Here is a 22,134-nt window from a genome sequence, read left to right as displayed (position 1 = left end):
ATATGAATTTCCCTTTTTACTTTTTACTTGTGATACTAATTTCAAAAAAATGTATTTTGACTTTTAAAGTTGAATTAGTAAATTATCTATCGCTTGAAAAATTAATAAAGCTGTCTCTTCGGCATAACTATGACTTTCTAGAAATGCTTCTAAAATGCGCTTTAAGTTTAATAACTTCAAACTATTAGGAACCTGGGCTTTTAAGATAGCCTGGATAGCTTGTTGATGACCAACTGCGCCTAAGTCAAAAACAGCCGCCCAACGTAAATACATATTGTCGTGGTTGAGGTTTTTGACGATACGTTCAATGTATTCGGGTTGTTGCGTTAACAGATACATATATCGCGCCGCCGCACATTGAACTCGTTCTGAAGGATGTTGCAAAAAATCTTCGATTTGCGGACGTGCAGACCAAACTTGGAGTGTTGCTAATGCTTCAATCAAGGCTTCATAAGGTTGTTCTTGACTGGTTGCTAACAGATGTAACAAAGGAGTCACAGCCCTTTTATCACCAATAGCAGCTAAAGCGGCGATCGCGGCTTCCCTTAAACGCAAATCCTCATCGCACTCTAACGCTTTTACTAACGCTGGTACAGCTTGGGGATTTTTCAATTGTCCTAATGCGCGGGCGGCTTGACGGCGTAGCGGATAACCCCCACCGGGAATGCGATAACGTTCATCAAATAAAGCCTCGCATAACGCCACACAGCCAGCTTGGACTTGATGTTTACCCAACCACCAAGCAGCGTAATAACGAATTTGATTATCCTCACTAGATAATGCCGCGATCGCACTTTCTGGTGAAAGAATTGGTTCAGCAGAGTTAGTAATAGTCATAGTGAAAAGGGTGTAAGGGATTAAGGGTGTAGGGGTGTAGGAATTTTTTTACACCCTTATACCCCTACACCCTCACACCCCATCAAAAAGAGAATTCCTGATTTTTGCTGAAATTTACACTTGAGAGATTTTGATTATCTTACCGCCGCGCTTGTGTATTTCTTGGTAGGTGGTTGAAAGACGTTCGTAAGGTACAGTGTACACTTGGCGGCTACGGCGTACTGATGCTTTAGAGCCAATTGTACCGGCGATCGCTTCAATTACAAACATCCGACTATCTCCGCGTTGAGCCGAACTAATTAAAGTTGGCGCTGCTGAGACAAACCCTGTGCCTGCGGAAGTTGGCGGTAAAATTCCATTAGCTAAATTCAATGAAACTTTCGTCCGCAAGCGAGAATTTCTGCGTCCCATTTGAGCATTATCACTATTACCAGAACCGCGATAAAGCTCACATATCCGATTAAAACCAACAGTTTTCATGCCAGGAATTGATTGAAATCCCCGGTGATAAGGCACAACAGCATTTCCAAAAGCATTTTCATATTCTGGGCTGTAAATGTAAGATTCAATATCTGCATCATAGCCACGCGCAGCATATAAATCTACATGGTAAGCAATCTCTGATTGATCGTAAGGCGCACGTCCCAATAAGTGCTTATAGTTTAATTCGATAAAACGCACTTGGGAGTTGTTATAAAAAAAGCATTCTTTGTAAAATTCAGATTTTGCCAAAGTTTCTACAAATTGCCGCACGCTAATTTTGCCATTCCGCAATAAAGCTTCGGCACTAGTAAATTTTTGGCTGGCGTAGATTCCTTGACGACCAAAAATTTGCTGATAAGCAGCACGAAATACTTTTTGTAATTCGTCTTCGCTCCAATTTTGGCGTAGCTCTACTTTAATGGCAATTGCATCTCTAATGCCTAGTCGGTCTGCAATAGAAGCACTCATTTGGACTATCGCTCCTTTTTCAATTTTGGTTAGCAATAAATTTGGGTCTTTGGCAGTAGAAAACCGCAACAATTTAAGTAGAAAATTTTCCTACTAATTGAGCAATTTTCTATTGACAAAGACCCACAATTTTGTATTAGCTTAAAGCGTTAATTGCATAGTTGAGATAGGTGTTAGCTTCCCCAGCAACATCACCATTTAAACCATGATTGTCACGCACAAATTCGAGTGCAGCTACATACCAGCTAGGAGATAAACCCAAAGCACCATTGAGTTCACTTAAACCAGCAACTACATATTCATCTAAGGGGCCAGTACCGCCAACCACACAGCAATAGCTGATGGTGCGGAGATAGTGATCAATATCGCGTACACACTTGGATTTACCTTCGGGAGTAGACGCATATTGAGGGCCACTCATTTGAGTGGTGTAGGGGAATTTTTGATAAACATGATTGGCGGCTGCTTCTGCCCATTTTTTGCCATTATTGCTAAATGCTTTCGCAGCATCTAAACCTGCACGAGCGCGGTTGAACCGACCAAATACTGCTTGTATTTCGGTATTGCTGAGATAAGAACCACGCAAATCAGCAGCAGATATCGCTTCCGTTAAAGGTGTTTTCATAACTCTCCTAATCTCCTCGATTTTTGACTAATTCCTAACAACCAGTTTGCGAACAGTTGGAACAAACAATTTATTAAACAACAGCACCAGCAGCACGATCAAAATAGCTGGCTAATTCACCAATTAATTGGCTACAATCACCTTTTGTAATACCATTAGAGTCATTAGCAATTGCAATAGCAGCATCTTTCATTTTTTGAATTCCAGAAGCTACAGCATCGCCAGGAGTACCTAGTGCTTGATAGGTTTCACGCAGACCATTTAAGCAGCGATCGTCCATCACACTAGCATCACCAGCTAATACAGAATAAGTAACGTAACGCAGAATAAATCCTAAGTCACGGATACATGCAGCTTGGTTGCGGTTGTGGAAACAAGCACCACCAGCATTAAAAATTTGTGGACGTTCAGCTACTAAAGACCGATAAGCGTTAGCCACAATTGAAGAAGCATTACTGGTGAGTCTGTTAACGATATCTAACCGCTTATTGCTATCAGCAACCATAGCTGATAATGCGTTTATTTCTTCACCGCTTAAATATGAACCTTTTTTATCGGCTTGTTCAACTACTTTGGAAAAAGCGTCGAGCATTTTTGATTCCTCCGACCATTAATTGCAGATATTTATGTGGTTCATAGCAATTAATCTATGGAGCAAAATTCATTGCATTACAAAATCACTACTTCAAATAGTTAATTTGAAATAATAACTTTTTGCCGCAATTAACTATTCTTTAAAACAGCTAACTTTGCTTGTTTTTTTAATTGCTTTTAAAACCTTGTTCGTATTTTATATATTGGTTGAGTTAGTTTATTCTTAAGTTTTATGAAATAGTATTTCTCCATACAGCTTTTTCGCTAAACTATCTCCCTACATAGCTTTGAGGCATCATCAGAAAATTTTTGCTTTACATTCCAACATTTTTAGAAAACTTACTTCACATATTCCCTGGACTTTTTTGAGCTTAGTAACAAATAAAACTTATATATCTAGAATTTCTGACAGTGTAGCTTGAGAAAGTGATTAGCACAGCAGGAATCAAGCTACTGTTCAAGCAGAACCAAAAGTTGAAAATTTAGGGTTGTTGATTGTTAACTTTAAACTTTTGGCTACTAACAGGTGTTAGTAGACTGTGAACAATTTGTTAGAGAAATTTTGTAATTTAAATCACAATTTTGATTTTTATTGCATCAGATAAAAATCAAGAAGATGTCAAGTCTGAAATATATGCTGAATTTGCTTATAACTTTCTGTTTACCAGCCTTTCATCTATTACTACAGCTTGTAAATGAGATTTTTGCCCAAAATTTCTGTGTAAGCTTTTGTAAACCAAAGTAAAGCGAAATCTGAAAATTATTTATATTCTTTTTTCAAGAAGAGACGGCGATTCTGCGGCGGAGGACTTCTAACAAAGTTGTAAAAGTTTGGGGTATTGGTGCTGTAACTTCAATCCAATCTTGTGAAATGGGGTGTTGTAACTTGAGCCGCCAAGCGTGTAATGCTTGACCAGGAAGATTTACACCCACCGAACGACCAGAACTATAAACAGGATCACCCACAATGGGATGACCAATTTTGGCGCTATGAACCCGAATTTGATGGGTACGACCTGTTTCTAATTGAAATTTAATTAATGTGTAATTACCTAAGCGTTCTAGTATATGCCAGTGTGTAACTGCTGTGCGTCCACCTTGTTCTACAGGAATGACAGCCATTTTTTTGCGGTCTTGGGGATGGCGACCGATCGGAAAATCTATCTTACCACTTTCAGTTTTTGGCGCACCGTAAACTACACCTAAATATTCTCGCCGCGCGGTTTTGGCTTGGAGTTGTGCTTGTAAGTGTTGATAAGCAATGTCGGTTTTGGCGATCGCGATCGCACCGGTGGTATCCTTATCCAATCGATGCACAATTCCCGGACGTTGAACTCCGCCAATACCGGGAAGGTTTGGACAATGCGCCAACAAAGCATTTACCAATGTGCCATCATAATGTCCTGGTGCGGGATGGACAACTAAGCCAGCAGGTTTATTGAGGATAAGTAATTGTTCGTCTTCGTAAAGAATATCAAGGGGAATATCTTCTGCCTGTAGCTCTAGGGGCTGTGCTTCTGGTATTTGTAGAATGATGCGATCGCCTATTTTCACATTCTCCTTTTTAGACGTGCAGACTTGACCGTTAACTTGGACATTTCCCTGTTCAATCAACTGCTGAATGCGAGAACGAGAAACATCCGATAACTCTTGTGCAAGATAACGGTCTAAACGTGCGCTATTTTCTAAAACTTCTAAATTAATGTCGGTCTGCATTGAGTATAGGGAGTGGGGAATAACGAAAAATTAAGGGTTTTGACAAGGGTGTAGGGGTACGCTGACAGGTGAGGTTTTGTAGGTTATTTATGCCCCAAAAACCTTGATTTAGGGTGTAGGGGTGTAAGGGTGTGAGGGGAATGGAACTCTGATTCAATCATGATTTTTAGAGTCGCTACTCATCACTCTGTTGAAAACCTACACTTGTGAGGTAGGGGTACAGGGGTATAAGGATGTATCTAAAACCCTTACGCCATAAACCCTTACACCCTTACACCCAATCTTCATAGACAATCTTGGTGCGTAAGTCCTGTTCACACTTCACACTTCATCAGGGTTAATTCCCCTATCGCGGAGTAAAGCGCGGAGTGCTGCTAGTTGAGTTTCGGCTTGTTCAGCGCGTTGACATTCTCGTTCAGCACGTTGGCGTTCTTGCTCGGCTGCTATTTGTGCTTGCTCGCGTTGTTGCGCTAATTCTAAATAGGTGAGAAACTTCTGTCCATCGGGACGATAAATTAGAAGTTCGCCGTCTGATAACTCAAAGCGAATACCCAGACGCGGACTTATCCAGTTAATCATTTGGGGAATTTCGGCTAATTCATGTTCTGAACGCAACCAACCGCTTAACTCTGTTGTCTCTGGGTCATATATATAGTATTCTTCCACCCCATAGCGATCGTAGAATTTATACTTAGCAATCATTTCTTTGGCAGTGTTGCTAGGGGAAAGAATTTCAAATACCACTTGTGGCGGAATGTTACCTTCTTGCCATTGTAAATAAGAACCGCGATCGCCTTTTAGTCTACCAAACACTACCATCACATCAGGCGCTCTCCGCGTCACATTATCACCTTCAACAGGATACCAAAACAGATCACCCGCGACAAATACATTAGGTTCGTTGGCAAATAATAAATCTAAATTCTTTTTAATCAATACAATCAATTCAAACTGCTTTGTATTTTCCGCCATCGGCTGTCCATCAGTTTCCGGGTAGATGATATCTTTTTTGGTAGAAGAAGGTAATTGAGTCACCATGAGCGTAAGTCCAAATTACACAAGTGGCATAGTTAATTCTAGCTTAATAATTCAATAGCTATAATTCAGAATCCAGAAGTCAGAATTCATTAGATTTGAGTAACTCACCAAGCATTCCCAAATGAGCAGCAAACAAATCTTGACTTTTGAACACTGAATTCTTACCTTTTCTCCAACCCTGCACACGATGATTAATTACTGTACTTCTTTAAATTCTCCGGATCTATTGCTATATTTCCGACAATTAAAATCTTTAAATAATAATTATATTTATATCTTCAGAGGTTGTTTATCATAAAAATAACTGGTTTTTATCTGAATACAGAAAAATCTATGATGTTGCCATTTAGCATTTAGCTGAATTTAGATATCCAGCTTCTATCAAGTACACTTTTGACTTTTACATCAGATTGGATTGACAGAACACAAAAATATTTCCGGGTAAATATTTTTCGACCGATAACAGCAAAGCCTGTTTTTAGTGCTGATGCTTCCATTAACTGCTGTAAGTCTTGTTCAGAATCAATATTCAACTTATTACTGGGAAAAATTATGCTACGGAGTTGCAAGATATACTAAAGTAATAAAAAAACAGATGACTCAGTATATACTTAAATTTGCATTTTTAGCCAAAATATCCGTATTTAAAAGTTTTTTTTGTTACTGATGGGTTGGAGCCAATACGTCTAAATGCAAAATATGATGTACTGTTAAACTAGCCAGATTATTACAAGCGAAGAAAGCAAAATTGTTTTTTGGATAATGTTTACCATGAACAAATCCAACTACTTTTTTGTTAAGCGATCGCTTAGTTTGGTATTTCTTAGTTAAGTGTAGTTAGGTTAGCAACATCTTATCAGAGATTGACTACTTTAGAGTTAGGGGTAAAGAATCTCTGTACGAACCCAAATATGACCGCTATATTTAGCTGAATAGAATCTCAAAAATATTTGCTTGTGGATACCAACTAGGTAATTCACAAATTTGCCTTGCCAATATGTACTTTTATCTAAAGATATTTCTATGAAAACCCTCCCTATTAGTAGATATAGATTTTTCCAAAAAATCCAGCCCTTATCTTTATTGAAGAAAATCACCAGTAAATCTGTCACTGGTTGTTTACAAGTCTTTAGTACATCTGGCGCTTGGTCAATATATATAGATGAAGGTAAGCTAATATATGCCTGCTATTCCGAAAAGATGTTTGAACCGCTTTACCGGAATCTACAACATTTGAGTGAGCAAATTTCGACCTTACCGTATGGAATTGACGCTCAACTCAGGACAATATTTGAAAATGGCGCTGGTAGTCAAGCCATACCTAACCCAGATTATTTGGCAATTTGCTGGTTAGTTAATCAAAAGTATATTAGTCCAACAGAAGCAGCCGTACTCATCGAACAACTAGCATTAGAAGTTCTCGACTCATTCTTGAGCCTAGAAGAGGGTAGTTATGAATTCATCCCCGAAAGCTTTTTGGATGATATGCCTAAATTCTGCCATCTTAATCTCCGCTTGTTAGTCGAACGCTGTCAAAAGCGCGGAAAAGAGGGCGTTTATCAAGATAGTTCGCCATATACCGAAAGTAGTTCTGTTGGGTTCAATCATCAAGAGTTCCGTTCATCAACAACTGTGGCGCAGCCATCACCATTTACCACCCCAACCCGGACACAACCCAAACCAGAACCACAATTACCCAAAATTAACCGCTATCCATCGCAGGCTACTAGCCCTAGCCATCATAATTATCAAACTCATTCTTCACCATCACCAGAGAAGAAAGTCTACACAATCTTTTGTATTGATAATAGTCCTGCTTTATTAAATGTCGTGAATAATGCTTTAGATGAGCAAATATTTTCTGTAATTGGAGTTACAGATTCTTTAAAAGCTTTAATGGAAATTTTGCGGACTAAACCAGACATTATTTTATTAAATGTAGATATGCCTGATTTAGATGGCTATGAGTTATGCACTTTATTACGACAACACACATATTTCAAAAATACACCCATAATTATGCTGACAGAAAAAGTCAGCCTCATCGACAGAGCAAAAGCTAAAATAGTCAGAGCTTCTGGCTATCTGACTAAACCTTTTACCCAAGGAGATTTAATGAAAATTATCTTTAAGCATATTGTCTAATTTTCAGATTTAGTTAGAATAAATCAACTAAATCGCTGATATGGAGATTCAGAATTGAGTATTACATGGGTAGGGACAATTCTGATATTAGAAGAAACTCTCAGTGAACTAGCAAATGTGCTGGGAGATAAAGGTTATAAAATTATTAAAGCTAAAACTGCAAAAGAAGCTTTAGAAATGGCTTTAGAAGAAAAGCCAGATGCAATTATTACTAATGTATTTATGCCAGGGATGAATGGTTTTGAATTGTGTCGCTTCCTCACAAGTCATCCCAGACAAGCCAAAGCACCTATCTTAATTTGTAGTACCACAAATCAAACCAGTCATCTAGTGTGGGGTAGAAAACAGGGCGCGGATGCTTATTTAAGCAAGCCTTACACCGCCGAAGAATTGCTGAATGCTATTCAGTTGGTTGAGATTAACTAATTACAGCAGATTCGATGTTTATAAGATACAGCAACTGATTGAAAAAAGTAATGAGTAATGAGTCAGAAATTTACTTATTACTCATTACTTAAGAGGTTGTTTGAAAAGTGTTTGGCTGTGCTATTTAGTACATTCAGATCCCCCCTAACCCCCCTTCAAAAGGGGGGAAAAAGAATCAAAGTCCCCCTTTTTAAGGGGGATTTAGGGGGATCTAAAATGATTTGATACATGATTAAGGACTTTTCAAACATCCTCTAATACTCAATATTTGATTTCTGAAATGTACGTAGGATGTGTTAGCGACAGCGTAACGCATCTATGGCAAAGTTTTCGGTGCGTTACGGCTTACGCCTAACACACCCTACACATACTAGACTCTAGCTTGAAATTTTTAAGCCTTCATTGCCAAATGCAGATTAATCGACTCGTCAAATTTCCAAGTGTAATTACCCGCAGCAGCAAAAGCCTCAGCGACGTGTAACACTTTTGCTTCTAAAATATCTTGTAATGACTCACCCTCATAATCAGCCTTATGCGCCATTTTCAACATATTGTAGTTGATAGTATCATGGGGCAATTTTAGCTGGTCAAAATCTGGAGTCAAATCATATTCGCTATTCTCTAATATATGATGATCGCCAGAATGGTAATGAACATCAAACCACTCTCTGGTGATTCCTCTTCCATTTGGTGCAAATAATATTTGAGACTCTGGAGAGTCGATAACACATTCTGAAATACCTACAGCGATAAACTCAACAGCTAACATCGCTATTAAGGCGTTTCGCATATCGGCTTCTTTATTAATCAAAGTATCCATCGTCATAATTGGTTCTGCTTTTTCAAGCTGGGCTAGGAGTTTAGCACCTTCAGGAGAAAGCTTACCAGTACTGGAATCATTCATGATTCCCACAGCAGTCATCAACTTTTTCCAATAATCTAAATGACTACCTTCTTCAAAACCATAGTCTTTGGCAATACCAGAAATACCATGTTGTAGGGAAGCTAAGATTTTTTCGCGTTCTTTACCTGTGTAGTTGAAGACTAAAAGCAAATTACGGCTGGAATTTTGTTCAGAGAAACGGTTCAAAAACTTCTTGACGTTTCTGATAACAGTGCGAGGAAAGGTTTTGACTATTCCCCAATAAATTGCTGAATATGACACTAGAGAAAAATAATCACCTGCACACATACCTTGGACGACTTTAGAAGCACCCATGATTTGTTTCACTCTCTGAGAGAGTTGAATTATCTCATCAGGCATTTCGGTTAACAACCCCAACTCATCAACAAGAACTTTACCTTGTTGCAATTCTTCCAATTTAATCAAAGGTGTATTCATGATGGTTTTCTCTCTACAAGTAGGTGTGTTGATTCTGACCAAAGTGAACAATTAGCTGAAAGTTGGGAGATGGTTTCAACAGAATTTGCTTGTAATTATCAGCATTGTGTCTTCTCTTCATCCTCCAAAGTGACCCTATTCAGATATGTCTATAGAGTATGAATAGGCAAACAGAGTCTGACCAGAAGTTGTTATATACAACAACAGCCGCTTTAAATCAGCAGATGATTGCAGCAGTTATTCCCAGGGGAAATCCTCAGACTGCACCTGCCTTAATACAGCTATTGATATTCAACAAACTGGTTTCTCTTGCGTGGGAAGATTTGAGAGAATCTAAGACTTGTTGCTAATAATCAAGAAGGTTTTGAAAACATCCTCTTCAGAGGATTCAGTACCTATACTCACCACCCTAAAATGCTGCAAAGTATCATTTTTTATGGGTGGTTTAGAGTAATCTGTCAGAGTTCATTACAACATTAAAAAGTTTTCAGACATCCTCTATGAGTAAGGTTAATTCAATTGAAACTAGTAAGTAGTATAACTTAGCTTTTTTGTATTCTAAATAAATTATTCACGAGTAAGAACATACGGATTTATCACAAATAATAAAAAAGGAATTTATGTCACATGCTATAATGCTGCTTTTTATACATATAAAATAAATATTATTAATACATTACTGACAGTATTAATACATAAACAAAATTTGATTAAGGAATTTTTAGGTTAATGTAAAATAAAAACTTTACTAGATAAATTAAGCAATTCAGGCATAAATTGCTTAAAACAGTCTATTTTATGATTTTTGCTCTTTAATCAATTTTTTATAATTTAGTAACTTTAATCACCTTATATAAAATTAATATAATTTATCAGTGTGTATCTACGTAAGTGATATATATTTAAAATCATAGTGATATTACTGATAAAAACTTCGGATCAAATTTAAATTTACACTTTAATCTTTAACTAAACTACATTTATTTTTTTGCGTGTTAAGTTAACTGCTGATGTCAAGTTTTACAGCAGAAATAAAGGGTTTAAAGAAGGGTGAAGGGGTATATGGGTGTCAGGGCTTGGCTGTGATCATATTTCACTTTAAAAATAATACAGAGATACAAGCAGCGCCTCGACTGACCTCGACTTCTCCTGAAGGAGACGCTGCGCGAACGCTCGGTACAAGTCGCTCGGCGAACAGAAGCAGAGGTACAGAGAAAGTGATTACTTATCATCAAAGATTATTGGTGATTCTAAATCACGTTACGGCGGACGAAATGCAAAATCAGGTGCGATATATCTAGACTCTTTGATCAAACTGGACGACAAGCGGATAAGATATCGTGCAGATTCACTACAGAACCAATAACCGCGATCGCCGGCGCATCAAATTTGGTTTGTTCAACTTGCTCTACAATTGTGCCTAGCTGACCAATGAGTTCTTCTTGATCTGGTCTTGTACCCCAGCGCACTAACGCAATTGGTGTTGCTAAACTTAAACCCGCCGCCGTTAACTCTTCAATGATGTGCGACAAATTATGAACGCCCATATAAATGACAATTGTCTCAGAACCTTGGGCGATCGCTTGCCAATTTACCGTCGGTCTATACTTACCAGCCGACTCATGCCCAGTTACAAAAGTTACTGAAGAACTATGCAATCTATGGGTCAAAGGTATGCCAGCATAAGCTGGAGCGGCGATTCCCGATGTAATTCCTGGCACAACTTCAACAGAAATCCCGGCTTGGACTAAATCTGCCATTTCTTCGCCACCACGACCAAAAATAAACGGGTCGCCGCCTTTGAGTCGTACTATTATGGTGTGGTCTTGGGCTTTATCTATTAATAACTGCGTGGTTTCATCTTGTAATAGTGAATGTCTCCCCATCCGCTTACCAGCGTTGATTTTTTCGGCTTGGGGATTAATCATAGCTAAAATGGCTGGACTCACCAACGCATCATAAATCACGACATCGGCACATTCTAATAAACTTTTGCCTTTGAGAGTCATCAGTCCGGGATCTCCCGGCCCTGCACCTACTAAATAAACTTTTCCCAAATTCTTCTGCTCTTCTTTTTCTGTGCAGTTCATTCCTTCATCAAATCCCAAATCAAATCAGCTAACTCTGCACTTGCTCCCAAAGGTTGAGCTAATTGGAAAGTCACAGCCGGAAATTTTAATTTTAGCGTTTCTGTGAGTTGTGCGATCGCATCGGTTATGCCACCTGCGAATAAAAAATATGGCAAAATTGCAATTTTTTCTTTACCAGCAGCTACCAACTGTTCTACCTGTGCTTCTAAACTAGGAGCCACAGACCAATAGGCTGCTACTGCACCTATATTTGCTGCTATGGTTTCCACTGGCTGTTGAAAACCCGGACGGCGACTCCCATGAGCAATTAAAACCCAGGCTTGGGTTTTAATCTCAGCCATTTGTTGAGATAGCAACTTGCTTAAACCAGGGTTGCTACCTATATATGGTAGTAATTCCAAATTAATATCTTTGCCCAAGGCTTGTTGTGCTAATGCTATTTCTTCAGGGATTTCTTGCATCACATGGACTCCCGGTAAAAGAAATAGCGGTATGATTTTGAGGCTCTCGCATCCAGCCACAAATGCACTATGAGCAAATTCTTTGATTTGGATGTGTAACGGTTCTGGACGTGTTTCTAAGTAAGCCAAGCCGACTAGCTTTTTGCTTGATGAGTAACTTTGCTGTTTTTGACTTAAGAATTCTGTCAATTGCTGTAAAGCGATTTCTGGACGAGGGTCACGGCTTCCGTGCGATACCAACAGATATGCAGATGACATGGGTAAAGGTGTAACTCTTGCTAACTAAGCTTAATCTTAGATGCGGGAGTTAGTGAAGGCTATTGCTGTTCAGCACTGTACGTATAAAAATTATGAAAAGCTCCCACCGTTTCAAACTTGTACCCTGGTAGCCAAGCACCAAGGGTTAAATCTGTCCGATACACACTAAACAACAGAAAATCTTGCCGTTCCGTTGTGGTTCTGACCAAATCTCGCATTTGGGGGTTAGTGGAATCAACAAGTTTGTCACAGCGAGAATTAAGTAAGCTCTCAATTAACTTTGAGGTTTTTTGACACACATCATTTTTGAGATATTGGGTGAGTTGATTGACTGCATAATCTTCATACTCCTTGGATGTCGGATTGGTTTTAGACATGGCTACGCCAACTACAGCAATGCTAGTAGCGATCGCCAATGCCATCATCGTCAAAAGCTTCATATTTCTCACTGTCATCTTCTGATAGCCATTAGTGTTCCTGGACTATACATTAGTAAAGTCCGTTCCTTGAAAAAAACCCTTGCTCAATTACTAAATAGATGCTATGATTATTAATCGATAAGTCAATGGCGAGCGTAGCCAAGTGGTTAAGGCAGTGGTTTGTGGTACCACCATCCGTGGGTTCGAGTCCCATCGTTCGCCCTAGTTAATACAAATTACTCTAATTAAAAGTTATAAACCGGAATGGCTACAATCACCTTTAGCTATCCCGGTAACACTTTTATCAAAACTTTAATTTTAAGTCCTGCCTTGGAATCAACTCTGAGTCTCATAGCGATTAGCCTGAGACTTTATAGCGGTTTTCATTCCAATGATGTACATCAAATCTAGCCCCCCTATCAACTTGTACCGCACTCAACTGAGAAACCCTATATTTCTAGGCGGGATAGGTTTCATAGTTTTTTGCATAAATCTCAATTAAAAAGGGAAGCAAATTTTAGTTTTTTGCTTCCCTATAAATCCTTGATTTCCCAATGTCACTGTTAGAAAATTCCTAAAAGAAAGATAAAAGTCATTCCGCAGAATAGCATGAATGAGACAATTAAAATGTTGCCTATGCTGTGGTCGGTAGTTGTTAATTTATGTGAATGGTCTTGCATATATACCGTCCCTGTTTCTAATTACTTCGTGGTGCAATTATAGCGAGGGCAAATTTAAATTATTCTCACTAATATCAAAAGTTGATTTTATTTGATTTAAATACAAACTCATTGTTGATATCACAACATAAAGATTAAATTTTGTTGCTAAAAATCAGGAGATAATTTTGTTATTTGATAGAACTTTAAATTGAATGACTAATATAACTAACTGTAACAGAATGTATATAAAATGATGAGTATACTGGCCACAAACAAGTATGAATTTTTTACATTTAAAGCAAAATAATTTTACTTTTTAATTAGCAGTGGTTGATAAATTGAGCTAAGGAGAAAAGGAAATAATTTATCAGGCGATCGCTTTTCGATATCAATTGAGAATTGAGGCATTTCCAGCAATAAATATAGTGAATCAGCCTAAAGTTACGAAAATTGTCCGCCTATAGCTAGAGGGAATAATACTGATTATTCGATAGTTTAGGTAAAGAAGAACACGCAAGAAGTCCATAGACTTTGTGAAACACAGATAGAAAGAGTTTATCTGTGTTTATTCGTGTTTGTACCTATTGACTGTGAGGTGAATATGTCTGAATTGATTCAAGCAGTTCTAGAAAGTGAAGAAAAAAATGATTTGCGTGCTTTTATTAGTGAATTACGCCAACAAGAAAAAAATTATTTGCTGAGAAATGACATACTCCAGGTATATAGTGAATATTGTGCTAAACATGGTCAGCCGGAACAGTCTCACAACTTATCTCTGTTAGGAAAACTCCTCTATTACACGCAAGAAATTATTCAAGAAGACTCCAACTTTTGTTTTATTATCCGTCCTTATATTGCTAGTCAAGAAGTTTATCGACTCACAGCAGATTTGAGTGCGGAAGCAATGACAGTACAAGAACTGCTGGATCTGCGCGATCGCCTCGTCAATAAATATCATCCCAACGAAGGTGACTTGTTAGAATTAGACTTCGCCCCTTTTTACGACTACACCCCAGTTATCCGCGACCCGAAAAATATTGGTAAGGGTGTGCAGTATCTCAACCGTTATCTTTCTAGTAAACTCTTCCAAGACCCCAAACAATGGCTAGAAAGCTTATTTAACTTTTTGCGCCTGCACCAATATAACGGTATTCAACTCTTAATTAACAATCGGATTCAATCACAGCAGCAACTTTCCCAACAACTCAAAAAAGCGATCGCATTTGTCAACGAACGCCCCAGTGATGAACCTTACGATGATTTTCGCTTTCAATTGCAAACAATGGGTTTTGAACCTGGTTGGGGTAACACCGCCCAACGAGTACAAGAAACTCTGAATATTTTAGATGAATTAATTGACTCACCCGACCCCCAAACCCTAGAAGCGTTTATCTCCCGCGTCCCGATGATTTTTAGAATCGTCTTGGTTTCCGCACATGGTTGGTTTGGACAAGAGGGAGTTTTAGGAAGACCCGATACAGGTGGTCAAGTAGTTTATGTTCTCGACCAAGCCAGAAATTTAGAAAAGCAACTACAAGAAGATGTCTTACTCGCTGGTTTAGACGGACTCAACGTTAAACCAAAAGTAATTATTCTCTCGCGCTTGATTCCCAATAGTGATGGTACTTTATGTAACGAAAGGTTAGAGAAAGTCCACAGTACAGACAATGCTTGGATTTTGCGCGTACCTTTGCGGGATTTCAATCCCAACATGACCCAAAACTGGATTTCTCGCTTTGAGTTTTGGCCTTATCTCGAAACCTTCGCTATCGACTCAGAAAGAGAATTATTAGCAGAATTTCACGGTAAACCAGACTTAATTGTCGGTAACTACACTGATGGGAACTTAGTAGCTTTCTTATTAGCGCGACGGATGAAAGTTACCCAGTGTAACATCGCCCATGCTTTAGAAAAATCTAAATATTTGTTTAGTAATCTTTACTGGCAAGATTTAGAAGATAAATATCATTTCTCTCTACAATTTACTGCTGACTTGATAGCCATGAATGCTGCTAACTTTGTCGTCAGCAGTACTTATCAAGAAATTGTCGGTACGCCAGATAGTGTGGGACAATATGAGTCTTATAAATGCTTCACCATGCCAGAGTTGTATCATGTGGTGAATGGCATTGAGTTATTCAGCCCGAAATTTAACGTTGTTCCGCCTGGAGTGAACGAAAGTTATTACTTCCCCTACACCAAGACTCAAGAACGGGTAGAAAGCGATCGCTTGCGTCTCGCTGAAATGTTATTTACATTAGAAGACTCTAGCCAAATTTTCGGCAAACTGGATGACCCCAACAAGCGCCCTATCTTTTCAATGGCGCGTCTCGACCGCATTAAAAACTTGACTGGTTTAGCTGAATGTTTTGGTCAAAGTAAAGATTTGCAAGAGCATTGTAACTTGATTTTAGTTGCGGGTAAATTACGCACCGAAGAATCAGACGACAACGAAGAACGTGACGAAATTATCAAACTTTATCACATCATTGATGAATATAATCTTCACGGCAAAATTCGTTGGTTAGGTGTCCGGTTATCAAAAAGTGATTCTGGCGAAATTTATCGCGTGATTGCTGACCATCAAGGTATTTTTGTCCAACCTGCTTTATTTGAAGCCTTTGGTTTAACAATTTTAGAATCAATGATTTCTGGACTACCAACTTTTGCGACTCAATTTGGCGGGCCGCTAGAAATCATTCAAGATAAAGTTAATGGCTTTTACATTAACCCTACGAATTTAGCAGAGACAGCCACGAAAATTTTAGATTTTGTTACCAAATGTGAACAAAATCCCGACTATTGGCAAACAATTTCTCAAAAGGCAATTAACCGAGTTTACACTACCTATACTTGGAAAATACACACCACCAAGCTGTTATCTTTAGCTAGAATTTACGGCTTCTGGAATTTTACCTCCCAAGAAAACCGCGAAGATTTATTGCGTTATTTGGAAGCACTGTTTTACTTAATTTATAAACCCAGGGCGCAACAACTTCTCGAACAGCATAAATATCGGTAATTATGTAAGGAAAAAATAAAAAGGCAAAAGGTAAAAGTAAAAAGGCAAAAGCTTATTTTATTTTGCCTTTTTACTTTTATTTTTATCTTGTTAGATGAAACCAAGTTCTTGGCCCGACTATGCCATCTACATTGATATTGCGACGATTTTGAAAGGCTTTGACAGCACTTTCTGTCAACGCACCGTAAACCCCATCTACACGAATTGTATAGCCATTAGCTATGAGTAACTTTTGTAAAACTCTCACAGCTAGACCTGAATTTCCAAAACGTAAATTAGGTACAGTACGACCACCCAATCTTGTAGACCTAGCTAATAAAAGTTCATCGTCACTCAATTTTTGGGCGATGAGGCGTTGTGAACGCGGAAACTTGATATTTACAGGTTGAAAGTTCTTAAATTCTGATAAGCTATATAAGTCTTTAGCAGGTTTTTTGTCTGTTTTTTTTACTAGATTTTTTTCAGAATTAGCATTAAAAGCTACTAGAGTAGCTTCAGATTTTTCTTGAAGCTGCATGAATTCAGACGGCGTGGTTTTTCTATCTAAATCAAATTGAGATGACTGCCCCTGTGGTGTTTTCTGCACGCCATTATCTAGCTGAATTACATGCTGCTGGTTGATATGAGACGGAGATGGTTGTTTGACAATTAACACGCCCGTCATCAGCAGGACAATATCACTCATTTTTTTTGATGTTATTAACACCCATATTTCCTTTGACAGAAAAATCGTCGTTGTTCCGGAATGGTGTGTCCTAGAAATAAAAAAATATAATAATTTTGCGTAATCATAAACAACTGCGATCGCCTAGCAATCCTCAATTATGCTTGACACAATTGCATCTGAATCGTTGATTTGGTTTTATGTCCTGCTTTCCTTGAAAATAATAAACTCTAGATAATAAAAAATTTTCTCTATCTGAAGCAGTATCTCTAATGGTTAATAAGATTTGAATAAGAAATTACTTTGATTTTTCAGACTTGATAAAGATACAAAAATCTGGTTACGTAGCGAACAAAAATTTAAATTAATTCTATCTCTCAGCAGAAGCGATCGCTCATCAAAGTAACAGCGATCGCTATCTGAATAATTATTACTATCCAATACTGGTAATTACTGGATGAAAGTAAAAAGCAAAACCTAAAACTGTATATGCCGCTAACAACAAAATACCTTCCAACCAATTAGATTTACCATCAGAACTAATACTGTTGGCAATTAATACCGACACAGCCACGGCGACTAATTCAAAGGGATTAAAATCTAAATCCATTGGTTGACCAAATATCCAGCCTGCTATGACTAACACCGGGGCTACAAATAAAGCAATCTGCATACTGGAACCCACAGCTACAGATACCGAAAGATCCATCTTATCTTTCATTGCTACAGTCACAGCCGTGGCGTGTTCTGCGGCATTACCCACAATCGGCACTAAAATTACACCTGTAAACAGTGCTGTTAAACCTAGTTGGGATGTGGCTACTTCTAAAGAATCAACTAACATTTCTGATTCCAGTGCGACTAGCAAGGTACAAACCAATAACACCCCAGTCCACAACCACATATTTGGTTTCTCGTGGGAACCTTCATTGTCTTCCGCCTCAGCCACGCCCACATCATACAAATAAGTATGGGTTTTCATCGAAAACAGCAATGTCAAGGCGTAAACCACAATTAACACCACTGCCACAGCCAAGGAAAGATTTTGTAGAGTTTGTTCATTAATGCCTTTGGAAGTATAGTTCATTGCCGTGGGAAGTAACATGGCAATCACCGCCAAATTCATTGAGGAAGCATTTACACGCGCTACAATAGGCTGAAATGTTTGCTCTTTGTGGCGCAATCCTCCCAGAAACATCGAAAGACCCATCACCAGTAATAAGTTACTGACAATCGAACCTGTAATACTGGCTTTGACTACACCAACCAGTCCCGCGTTCAAAGCAACTAAAGCAATGATTAATTCTGTTGCATTACCAAAGGTGGCGTTTAATAACCCTCCCAGCGTTGGGCCAACCACCACAGCAATTTCCTCTGTTGCTGTTCCCATCCAAGCGGCTAAAGGCAAAATCGCCAAACCAGCAGTGACAAACACTATTAAGTCTCCCCATTCGAGAAAATGCGCCGCCAGCGACACGGGAATAAACAGTAACAGCACGAAAAAAAGAATGTTTTTACCTGACATTTGGTTACTTTAGTAAAAGTTATCCTGGAAAAAGCTGAGTGAAATATGGGGAAGATGAGGTAGTGAAGTAAGTAAAGTGAGTCAACAAAAAATGATTCTTCCCTGTTTTGCTTCTCTTCCTCATCCCCCGCAGTACTCATAACTCAGCACTCCAATAGGATACTCTCAAGTTTTAGTTAACCCATTGAGAGAATTTACTAAACTCGTGGCAATTTATCAAAATTGATGAAAACAGATCAATGCTCAATGTAAACTAACGTTGTGTTTTACAGATTTTCTGCAACATTTTGTAGTAAAAATATCAATTTTCAGGTAGCATACTACACAGGAAATAGAGTTTAATAGATTGAAAGACAATTCATGTTGACCAATAGTCCCTAAATGGTGCAAATGCCCAGATTTATCTGCGGGGTCAGTCTAAAATCTAAAATTGTGAAATAGCTGAAAAATTAGCGATACTTGAAAAACAGAGATAGGATAACGCAGATTTCACACTCTAGTCAGACTGCTGTCTCAAGAATTAAACTGTATCCTATAGCCATAGTTTTAGTCTATACCGGATTTTGTGTTCAAGCCTGTGTAGATGAGGTTGAAAGAAAACGCTTTCCGCGTTGCTGCAAGTTTTTTGTTTTGGATAAATATACTACATGACTTCTGCTGCTGAATTGCCAGCCAGCCCTGGCGCTACGTCTATTGATCATTCAATTACCCAAGATACTCACCAGCATGATCCCCTAAAAACAGCGACTGGTGTGTATGTCACAGTGCATGGTCATTTTTATCAACCACCGCGCGAAAACCCTTATCTAGACGCAATTGAGCGTCAACCCAGTGCTGCACCTTTCCATGATTGGAATGAGCGGATTCACTATGAATGCTATCGTCCCAATGCCTTTGCCAGAATCGTCAATGACCAAGGCGAAGTGATGGGGATCGTGAATAATTACGAGTATCTCAGCTTTAATATTGGCCCTACCTTGATGTCGTGGCTAGAACGCTATGATGTGGAGGTTTATCAACGAATATTAGAAGCAGATGCCAAAAGCGCCGATCGCCTGCAAGGTCATGGCAATGCGATCGCGCAAGTATATAATCACATCATCATGCCTTTGGCTAACGAACGGGATAAATACACGCAGATTCGCTGGGGCAAAGAAGACTTCAAATCTCGCTTTGGTCGTGATCCCGAAGGCATCTGGTTAGCAGAAACAGGTGTAGACTACGCAACTATCGAAGCTTTAATTGCTGAAGGGATTCGTTTCATTATCCTTGCACCATCCCAAGCACAACGTTGTCGTCCTCTACCCAAACAAAATGATCCCCAACCAGAATGGCACGAAGTTGGTGGTAGTCAGATTGATCCCACCCGTCCCTATCGTTGCTATTTGAAAGGAAATAAAGAATGGGGATTTGAAAAAGGAGATATCCTCAACTCACCACTCCCGACATCGGACACTTCTAAATATATAGATATCTTCTTCTACGATGGCCCAATATCCCGCGACATGGGTTTTACAGATGTCACCTATAGTTCCCATCACTTAGCCGGACGTATAGGTTCAGCTGTGCGTGGGGATCATCGTCCCGCCCAATTGATATCTGTGGCTACCGATGGGGAAACCTTTGGACATCATAAAAAAGGCACAGAAAAAACCATCGCCTACGCCTTTACCACCGAACTTCCCCGTCATGGGTGGACAGTCACCAACTTTGCCCACTACCTCAGCTTAAACCCACCAACTTGGGAAGTAGAACTCAAGCCTATCACCGCTTGGAGTTGCGCCCACGGTGTTGATAGATGGCAGGATGACTGTGGTTGTGGTGGTGAGGGTGGTGTTTGGCATCAAAAATGGCGGCGACCTTTACGTAACGCCTTAAATTGGCTGCGGGATCAGCTAGTGGAAGTGTATGAAGAATATGGGCAGCAATTTTTCAAAGATCCGTGGTTAGCTAGGGATGAGTATATCAAAGTCATCCGCGATCGCTCACCCGCTAATGTCAGCCGCTTTCTCTCCCGCCATCAAACCCACAAACTCAATGCCGCCGAACAAGTAGATGCTTTGCGCCTATTGGAAATGCAGCGTCACTCTTTACTAATGTTCACCAGTTGCGGCTGGTTTTTTGAAGAACTATCTCGCCCAGAAGGTACTCAAATTCTGCGTTACGCCGCCCGCGCCTTAGAACTGGCGGGAGATGTCGCAGGTGTGCAGTTAGAAAAAGGCTTCGTCAAACGCTTGGGTTTAGCACCAAGCAATGTAGACTTATTCAAACATGGCGGTGAAATATATCGTCAGTTAGTCTTAACTGCTCAAGTTAGCTTCAAGCAAGTTGCTGCTCACTATGCCATTACTTCACTGTTTAATAATCATCGACCCGTAGAGACTTGCAATTTACCAGGGCAAGATACCTCTGGTAAACTGCGTCATCATTGCCAAAAGCGAGTTTATTGCTACACAAGTAATGAGTTAGACTACCAACGGCAACGCATGGGAGCATTGACTTTAGTTGTCGGACATTTAAAATTAGTTTCCGAAATTACTTGGGAAAGCGAACATTTAGTGTTTGCTGTGCTGCATTTAGGCGGTTGGGATTTTCACTGCTGCATTCAACAGTTTACAGGGCGACGTGATTACAGCCAGTTAAAAGAAAAATTGTTCACCGCACTCCAGCAAGCCAGTGCAGCCCAGACTATTTTGGTGATGACACAGGTGTTTGGCAATGAAACCTTTAGCTTACAGAATTTATTTGCTGAAGAACGCCACCGGATTATGCGGTTAATCAGTCAAGAAACATTAACTCGACTTGACCAACTGTATACCCAAACATACCGCGAAAACTACGGCGTACTCATGGCCTTTCATCGGGATGAACTCGAAGTACCCCAAGAATTGCAAGTGGCTGCCGAGATTGCTTTAGGATATCGCTGTATGACGACATTGCGATCGCTAGAGCAAGACATCACAGAACCGCAATCTTGTGGAAATCACATTGTAGAATTAGAAGCGATCGCCACAGAAGCCAAGCATCTGCGTTGTCGCTTCAATATTCCCGAAGGTAAGCAAATATTAGAGCAATTAATTTTGCGATCGCTCTGGCAATTATTACATGACACCAACGGTAGTTTTGCCACCGATATCCAACTCTTAGAAAGATTGATTGATGTGGGATATCAACTCAACTTAGGTATTTCTCTCTATCGTTCTCAAGAACTATACTTCAGTTGTCTGCACAGTCAGATAGCACCCGCTTGTTTTGCCAGCCTGATCAATAAACAGGATACTAGTCAATGTCGGCAGTTATTAAAATTAGGTCAAAAGTTAGCCGTTGATGTGAAGGGAATTTTAAGTCAGTTAGATTAG

The 22,134-nt window shown here is 39.3% G+C and carries 18 protein-coding genes and 1 tRNA gene; 7 read left to right on the top strand and 12 right to left on the bottom strand.

The genetic code is table 11. From position 1 onward, the window contains the following. Positions 1–63: 63 nt before the first annotated feature. From H6G79_RS03865 to H6G79_RS03840, 6 genes are all read right to left on the bottom strand, one after another. Positions 64–837, bottom strand: coding sequence for a HEAT repeat domain-containing protein (locus tag H6G79_RS03865; RefSeq protein WP_190589769.1), 774 nt, complete (start codon positions 835–837; stop codon positions 64–66). Positions 838–951: 114 nt separating this feature from the next. Next, complete coding sequence (locus H6G79_RS03860; RefSeq protein ID WP_190589770.1) at positions 952–1,788, bottom strand: phycobilisome linker polypeptide; 837 nt, start codon at positions 1,786–1,788, stop codon at positions 952–954. Positions 1,789–1,924: 136 nt separating this feature from the next. Then, positions 1,925–2,413, bottom strand: a complete 489-nt coding sequence (locus H6G79_RS03855) for a phycocyanin alpha subunit (protein WP_190589771.1) — start codon at positions 2,411–2,413, stop codon at positions 1,925–1,927. A 73-nt stretch (positions 2,414–2,486) separates the two neighbouring features. Next, entirely contained in the window at positions 2,487–3,005 is a 519-nt protein-coding gene (locus H6G79_RS03850; protein ID WP_190589772.1) for a phycocyanin/phycoerythrocyanin subunit beta, read from the bottom strand. A 779-nt stretch (positions 3,006–3,784) separates the two neighbouring features. After that, positions 3,785–4,723 carry an RluA family pseudouridine synthase gene (locus H6G79_RS03845; RefSeq protein WP_190589773.1) on the bottom strand — a complete coding sequence of 313 codons (939 nt, stop codon included), beginning with the start codon at positions 4,721–4,723 and terminating at the stop codon, positions 3,785–3,787. A 321-nt stretch (positions 4,724–5,044) separates the two neighbouring features. Then, the gene (locus tag H6G79_RS03840; protein WP_190589774.1) at positions 5,045–5,761 is read right to left on the bottom strand and encodes a Uma2 family endonuclease; all 717 of its coding nucleotides are present in this window, start codon (positions 5,759–5,761) and stop codon (positions 5,045–5,047) included. Positions 5,762–6,784: 1,023 nt separating this feature from the next. Between H6G79_RS03840 and H6G79_RS03835 the strand changes: the two genes are divergently transcribed. Together H6G79_RS03835 and H6G79_RS03830 are read left to right on the top strand one after the other, a co-directional pair. After that, a complete protein-coding gene (locus tag H6G79_RS03835; protein WP_190589775.1) occupies positions 6,785–7,906 on the top strand; it encodes a response regulator in 1,122 nt (373 codons plus the stop codon). A 54-nt stretch (positions 7,907–7,960) separates the two neighbouring features. Next, positions 7,961–8,332, top strand: a complete 372-nt coding sequence (locus H6G79_RS03830; protein WP_190589776.1) for a PleD family two-component system response regulator — start codon at positions 7,961–7,963, stop codon at positions 8,330–8,332. Between the two features lie 391 nt (positions 8,333–8,723). Here H6G79_RS03830 and H6G79_RS03825 read toward each other — a convergent pair whose 3' ends face one another. Then, positions 8,724–9,674, bottom strand: a complete 951-nt coding sequence (locus H6G79_RS03825; protein ID WP_190589777.1) for a hypothetical protein — start codon at positions 9,672–9,674, stop codon at positions 8,724–8,726. A 158-nt stretch (positions 9,675–9,832) separates the two neighbouring features. Here H6G79_RS03825 and H6G79_RS03820 point away from each other — a divergent pair, with 158 nt between their 5' ends. Next, the gene (locus H6G79_RS03820) at positions 9,833–10,024 is read left to right on the top strand and encodes a hypothetical protein (RefSeq protein ID WP_190589778.1); all 192 of its coding nucleotides are present in this window, start codon (positions 9,833–9,835) and stop codon (positions 10,022–10,024) included. Between the two features lie 960 nt (positions 10,025–10,984). Here H6G79_RS03820 and cobA read toward each other — a convergent pair. The 3 genes from cobA to H6G79_RS03805 are packed head-to-tail and all read right to left on the bottom strand — an operon-like array spanning position 10,985 to position 12,923. Next, positions 10,985–11,764, bottom strand: a complete 780-nt coding sequence (cobA, locus tag H6G79_RS03815) for a uroporphyrinogen-III C-methyltransferase (RefSeq protein ID WP_190589779.1) — start codon at positions 11,762–11,764, stop codon at positions 10,985–10,987. Beyond that, on the bottom strand, positions 11,761–12,483 hold the full coding sequence (locus tag H6G79_RS03810; protein WP_190589780.1) for a sirohydrochlorin chelatase: 723 nt from the start codon (positions 12,481–12,483) through the stop codon (positions 11,761–11,763). The genes cobA and H6G79_RS03810 overlap by 4 nt, the downstream gene beginning before the upstream one ends. Positions 12,484–12,542: 59 nt before the next feature. Continuing rightward, positions 12,543–12,923, bottom strand: a complete 381-nt coding sequence (locus H6G79_RS03805; RefSeq protein WP_190589885.1) for a DUF4359 domain-containing protein — start codon at positions 12,921–12,923, stop codon at positions 12,543–12,545. A 128-nt stretch (positions 12,924–13,051) separates the two neighbouring features. Between H6G79_RS03805 and H6G79_RS03800 the strand changes: the two genes are divergently transcribed. The 3 genes from H6G79_RS03800 to H6G79_RS03790 all read left to right on the top strand — a co-directional run bounded on the left by H6G79_RS03800 (position 13,052) and on the right by H6G79_RS03790 (position 16,586). Then, a tRNA-His gene (locus tag H6G79_RS03800) sits at positions 13,052–13,124 on the top strand. 42 nt (positions 13,125–13,166) lie between these two features. Next, a complete protein-coding gene (locus H6G79_RS03795) occupies positions 13,167–13,313 on the top strand; it encodes a hypothetical protein (RefSeq protein WP_190589781.1) in 147 nt (48 codons plus the stop codon). An 852-nt stretch (positions 13,314–14,165) separates the two neighbouring features. Then, positions 14,166–16,586, top strand: a complete 2,421-nt coding sequence (locus tag H6G79_RS03790) for a sucrose synthase (protein ID WP_190589782.1) — start codon at positions 14,166–14,168, stop codon at positions 16,584–16,586. Between the two features lie 82 nt (positions 16,587–16,668). Here the strand turns inward: H6G79_RS03790 and H6G79_RS03785 are convergent, their stop codons facing one another. Both H6G79_RS03785 and cax read right to left on the bottom strand, forming a co-directional pair. Beyond that, the gene (locus H6G79_RS03785; RefSeq protein ID WP_242048187.1) at positions 16,669–17,271 is read right to left on the bottom strand and encodes a peptidoglycan-binding protein; all 603 of its coding nucleotides are present in this window, start codon (positions 17,269–17,271) and stop codon (positions 16,669–16,671) included. A gap of 412 nt (positions 17,272–17,683) precedes the next feature. Further along, complete coding sequence (cax, locus tag H6G79_RS03780; RefSeq protein ID WP_190589783.1) at positions 17,684–18,775, bottom strand: calcium/proton exchanger; 1,092 nt, start codon at positions 18,773–18,775, stop codon at positions 17,684–17,686. 647 nt (positions 18,776–19,422) lie between these two features. Between cax and H6G79_RS03775 the strand changes: the two genes are divergently transcribed. After that, positions 19,423–22,134, top strand: coding sequence for a DUF3536 domain-containing protein (locus H6G79_RS03775; protein ID WP_190589784.1), 2,712 nt, complete (start codon positions 19,423–19,425; stop codon positions 22,132–22,134).

This window comes from Anabaena sp. FACHB-83 (assembly GCF_014697485.1).
Classification (GTDB): domain Bacteria; phylum Cyanobacteriota; class Cyanobacteriia; order Cyanobacteriales; family Nostocaceae; genus Nostoc_B.
The sequence above is the reverse complement of the archived record's forward strand: the minus strand, read 5'-3'. Positions and strand labels throughout refer to the sequence as shown.

Bases quoted from the DNA above. Each gene is read 5' to 3' on its own strand.
- H6G79_RS03865 (WP_190589769.1), bottom strand. From the start codon at position 837: ATGACTATTACTAACTCTGCTGAACCAATTCTTTCACCAGAAAGTGCG.
- H6G79_RS03860 (WP_190589770.1), bottom strand. From the start codon at position 1,788: ATGAGTGCTTCTATTGCAGACCGACTAGGCATTAGAGATGCAATTGCC.
- H6G79_RS03855 (WP_190589771.1), bottom strand. From the start codon at position 2,413: ATGAAAACACCTTTAACGGAAGCGATATCTGCTGCTGATTTGCGTGGT.
- H6G79_RS03850 (WP_190589772.1), bottom strand. From the start codon at position 3,005: ATGCTCGACGCTTTTTCCAAAGTAGTTGAACAAGCCGATAAAAAAGGT.
- H6G79_RS03845 (WP_190589773.1), bottom strand. From the start codon at position 4,723: ATGCAGACCGACATTAATTTAGAAGTTTTAGAAAATAGCGCACGTTTA.
- H6G79_RS03840 (WP_190589774.1), bottom strand. From the start codon at position 5,761: ATGGTGACTCAATTACCTTCTTCTACCAAAAAAGATATCATCTACCCG.
- H6G79_RS03835 (WP_190589775.1), top strand. From the start codon at position 6,785: ATGAAAACCCTCCCTATTAGTAGATATAGATTTTTCCAAAAAATCCAG.
- H6G79_RS03825 (WP_190589777.1), bottom strand. From the start codon at position 9,674: ATGAATACACCTTTGATTAAATTGGAAGAATTGCAACAAGGTAAAGTT.
- H6G79_RS03820 (WP_190589778.1), top strand. From the start codon at position 9,833: ATGAATAGGCAAACAGAGTCTGACCAGAAGTTGTTATATACAACAACA.
- cobA (WP_190589779.1), bottom strand. From the start codon at position 11,764: ATGAACTGCACAGAAAAAGAAGAGCAGAAGAATTTGGGAAAAGTTTAT.
- H6G79_RS03810 (WP_190589780.1), bottom strand. From the start codon at position 12,483: ATGTCATCTGCATATCTGTTGGTATCGCACGGAAGCCGTGACCCTCGT.
- H6G79_RS03805 (WP_190589885.1), bottom strand. From the start codon at position 12,923: ATGAAGCTTTTGACGATGATGGCATTGGCGATCGCTACTAGCATTGCT.
- H6G79_RS03795 (WP_190589781.1), top strand. From the start codon at position 13,167: ATGGCTACAATCACCTTTAGCTATCCCGGTAACACTTTTATCAAAACT.
- H6G79_RS03790 (WP_190589782.1), top strand. From the start codon at position 14,166: ATGTCTGAATTGATTCAAGCAGTTCTAGAAAGTGAAGAAAAAAATGAT.
- H6G79_RS03785 (WP_242048187.1), bottom strand. From the start codon at position 17,271: ATGAGTGATATTGTCCTGCTGATGACGGGCGTGTTAATTGTCAAACAA.
- cax (WP_190589783.1), bottom strand. From the start codon at position 18,775: ATGTCAGGTAAAAACATTCTTTTTTTCGTGCTGTTACTGTTTATTCCC.
- H6G79_RS03775 (WP_190589784.1), top strand. From the start codon at position 19,423: ATGACTTCTGCTGCTGAATTGCCAGCCAGCCCTGGCGCTACGTCTATT.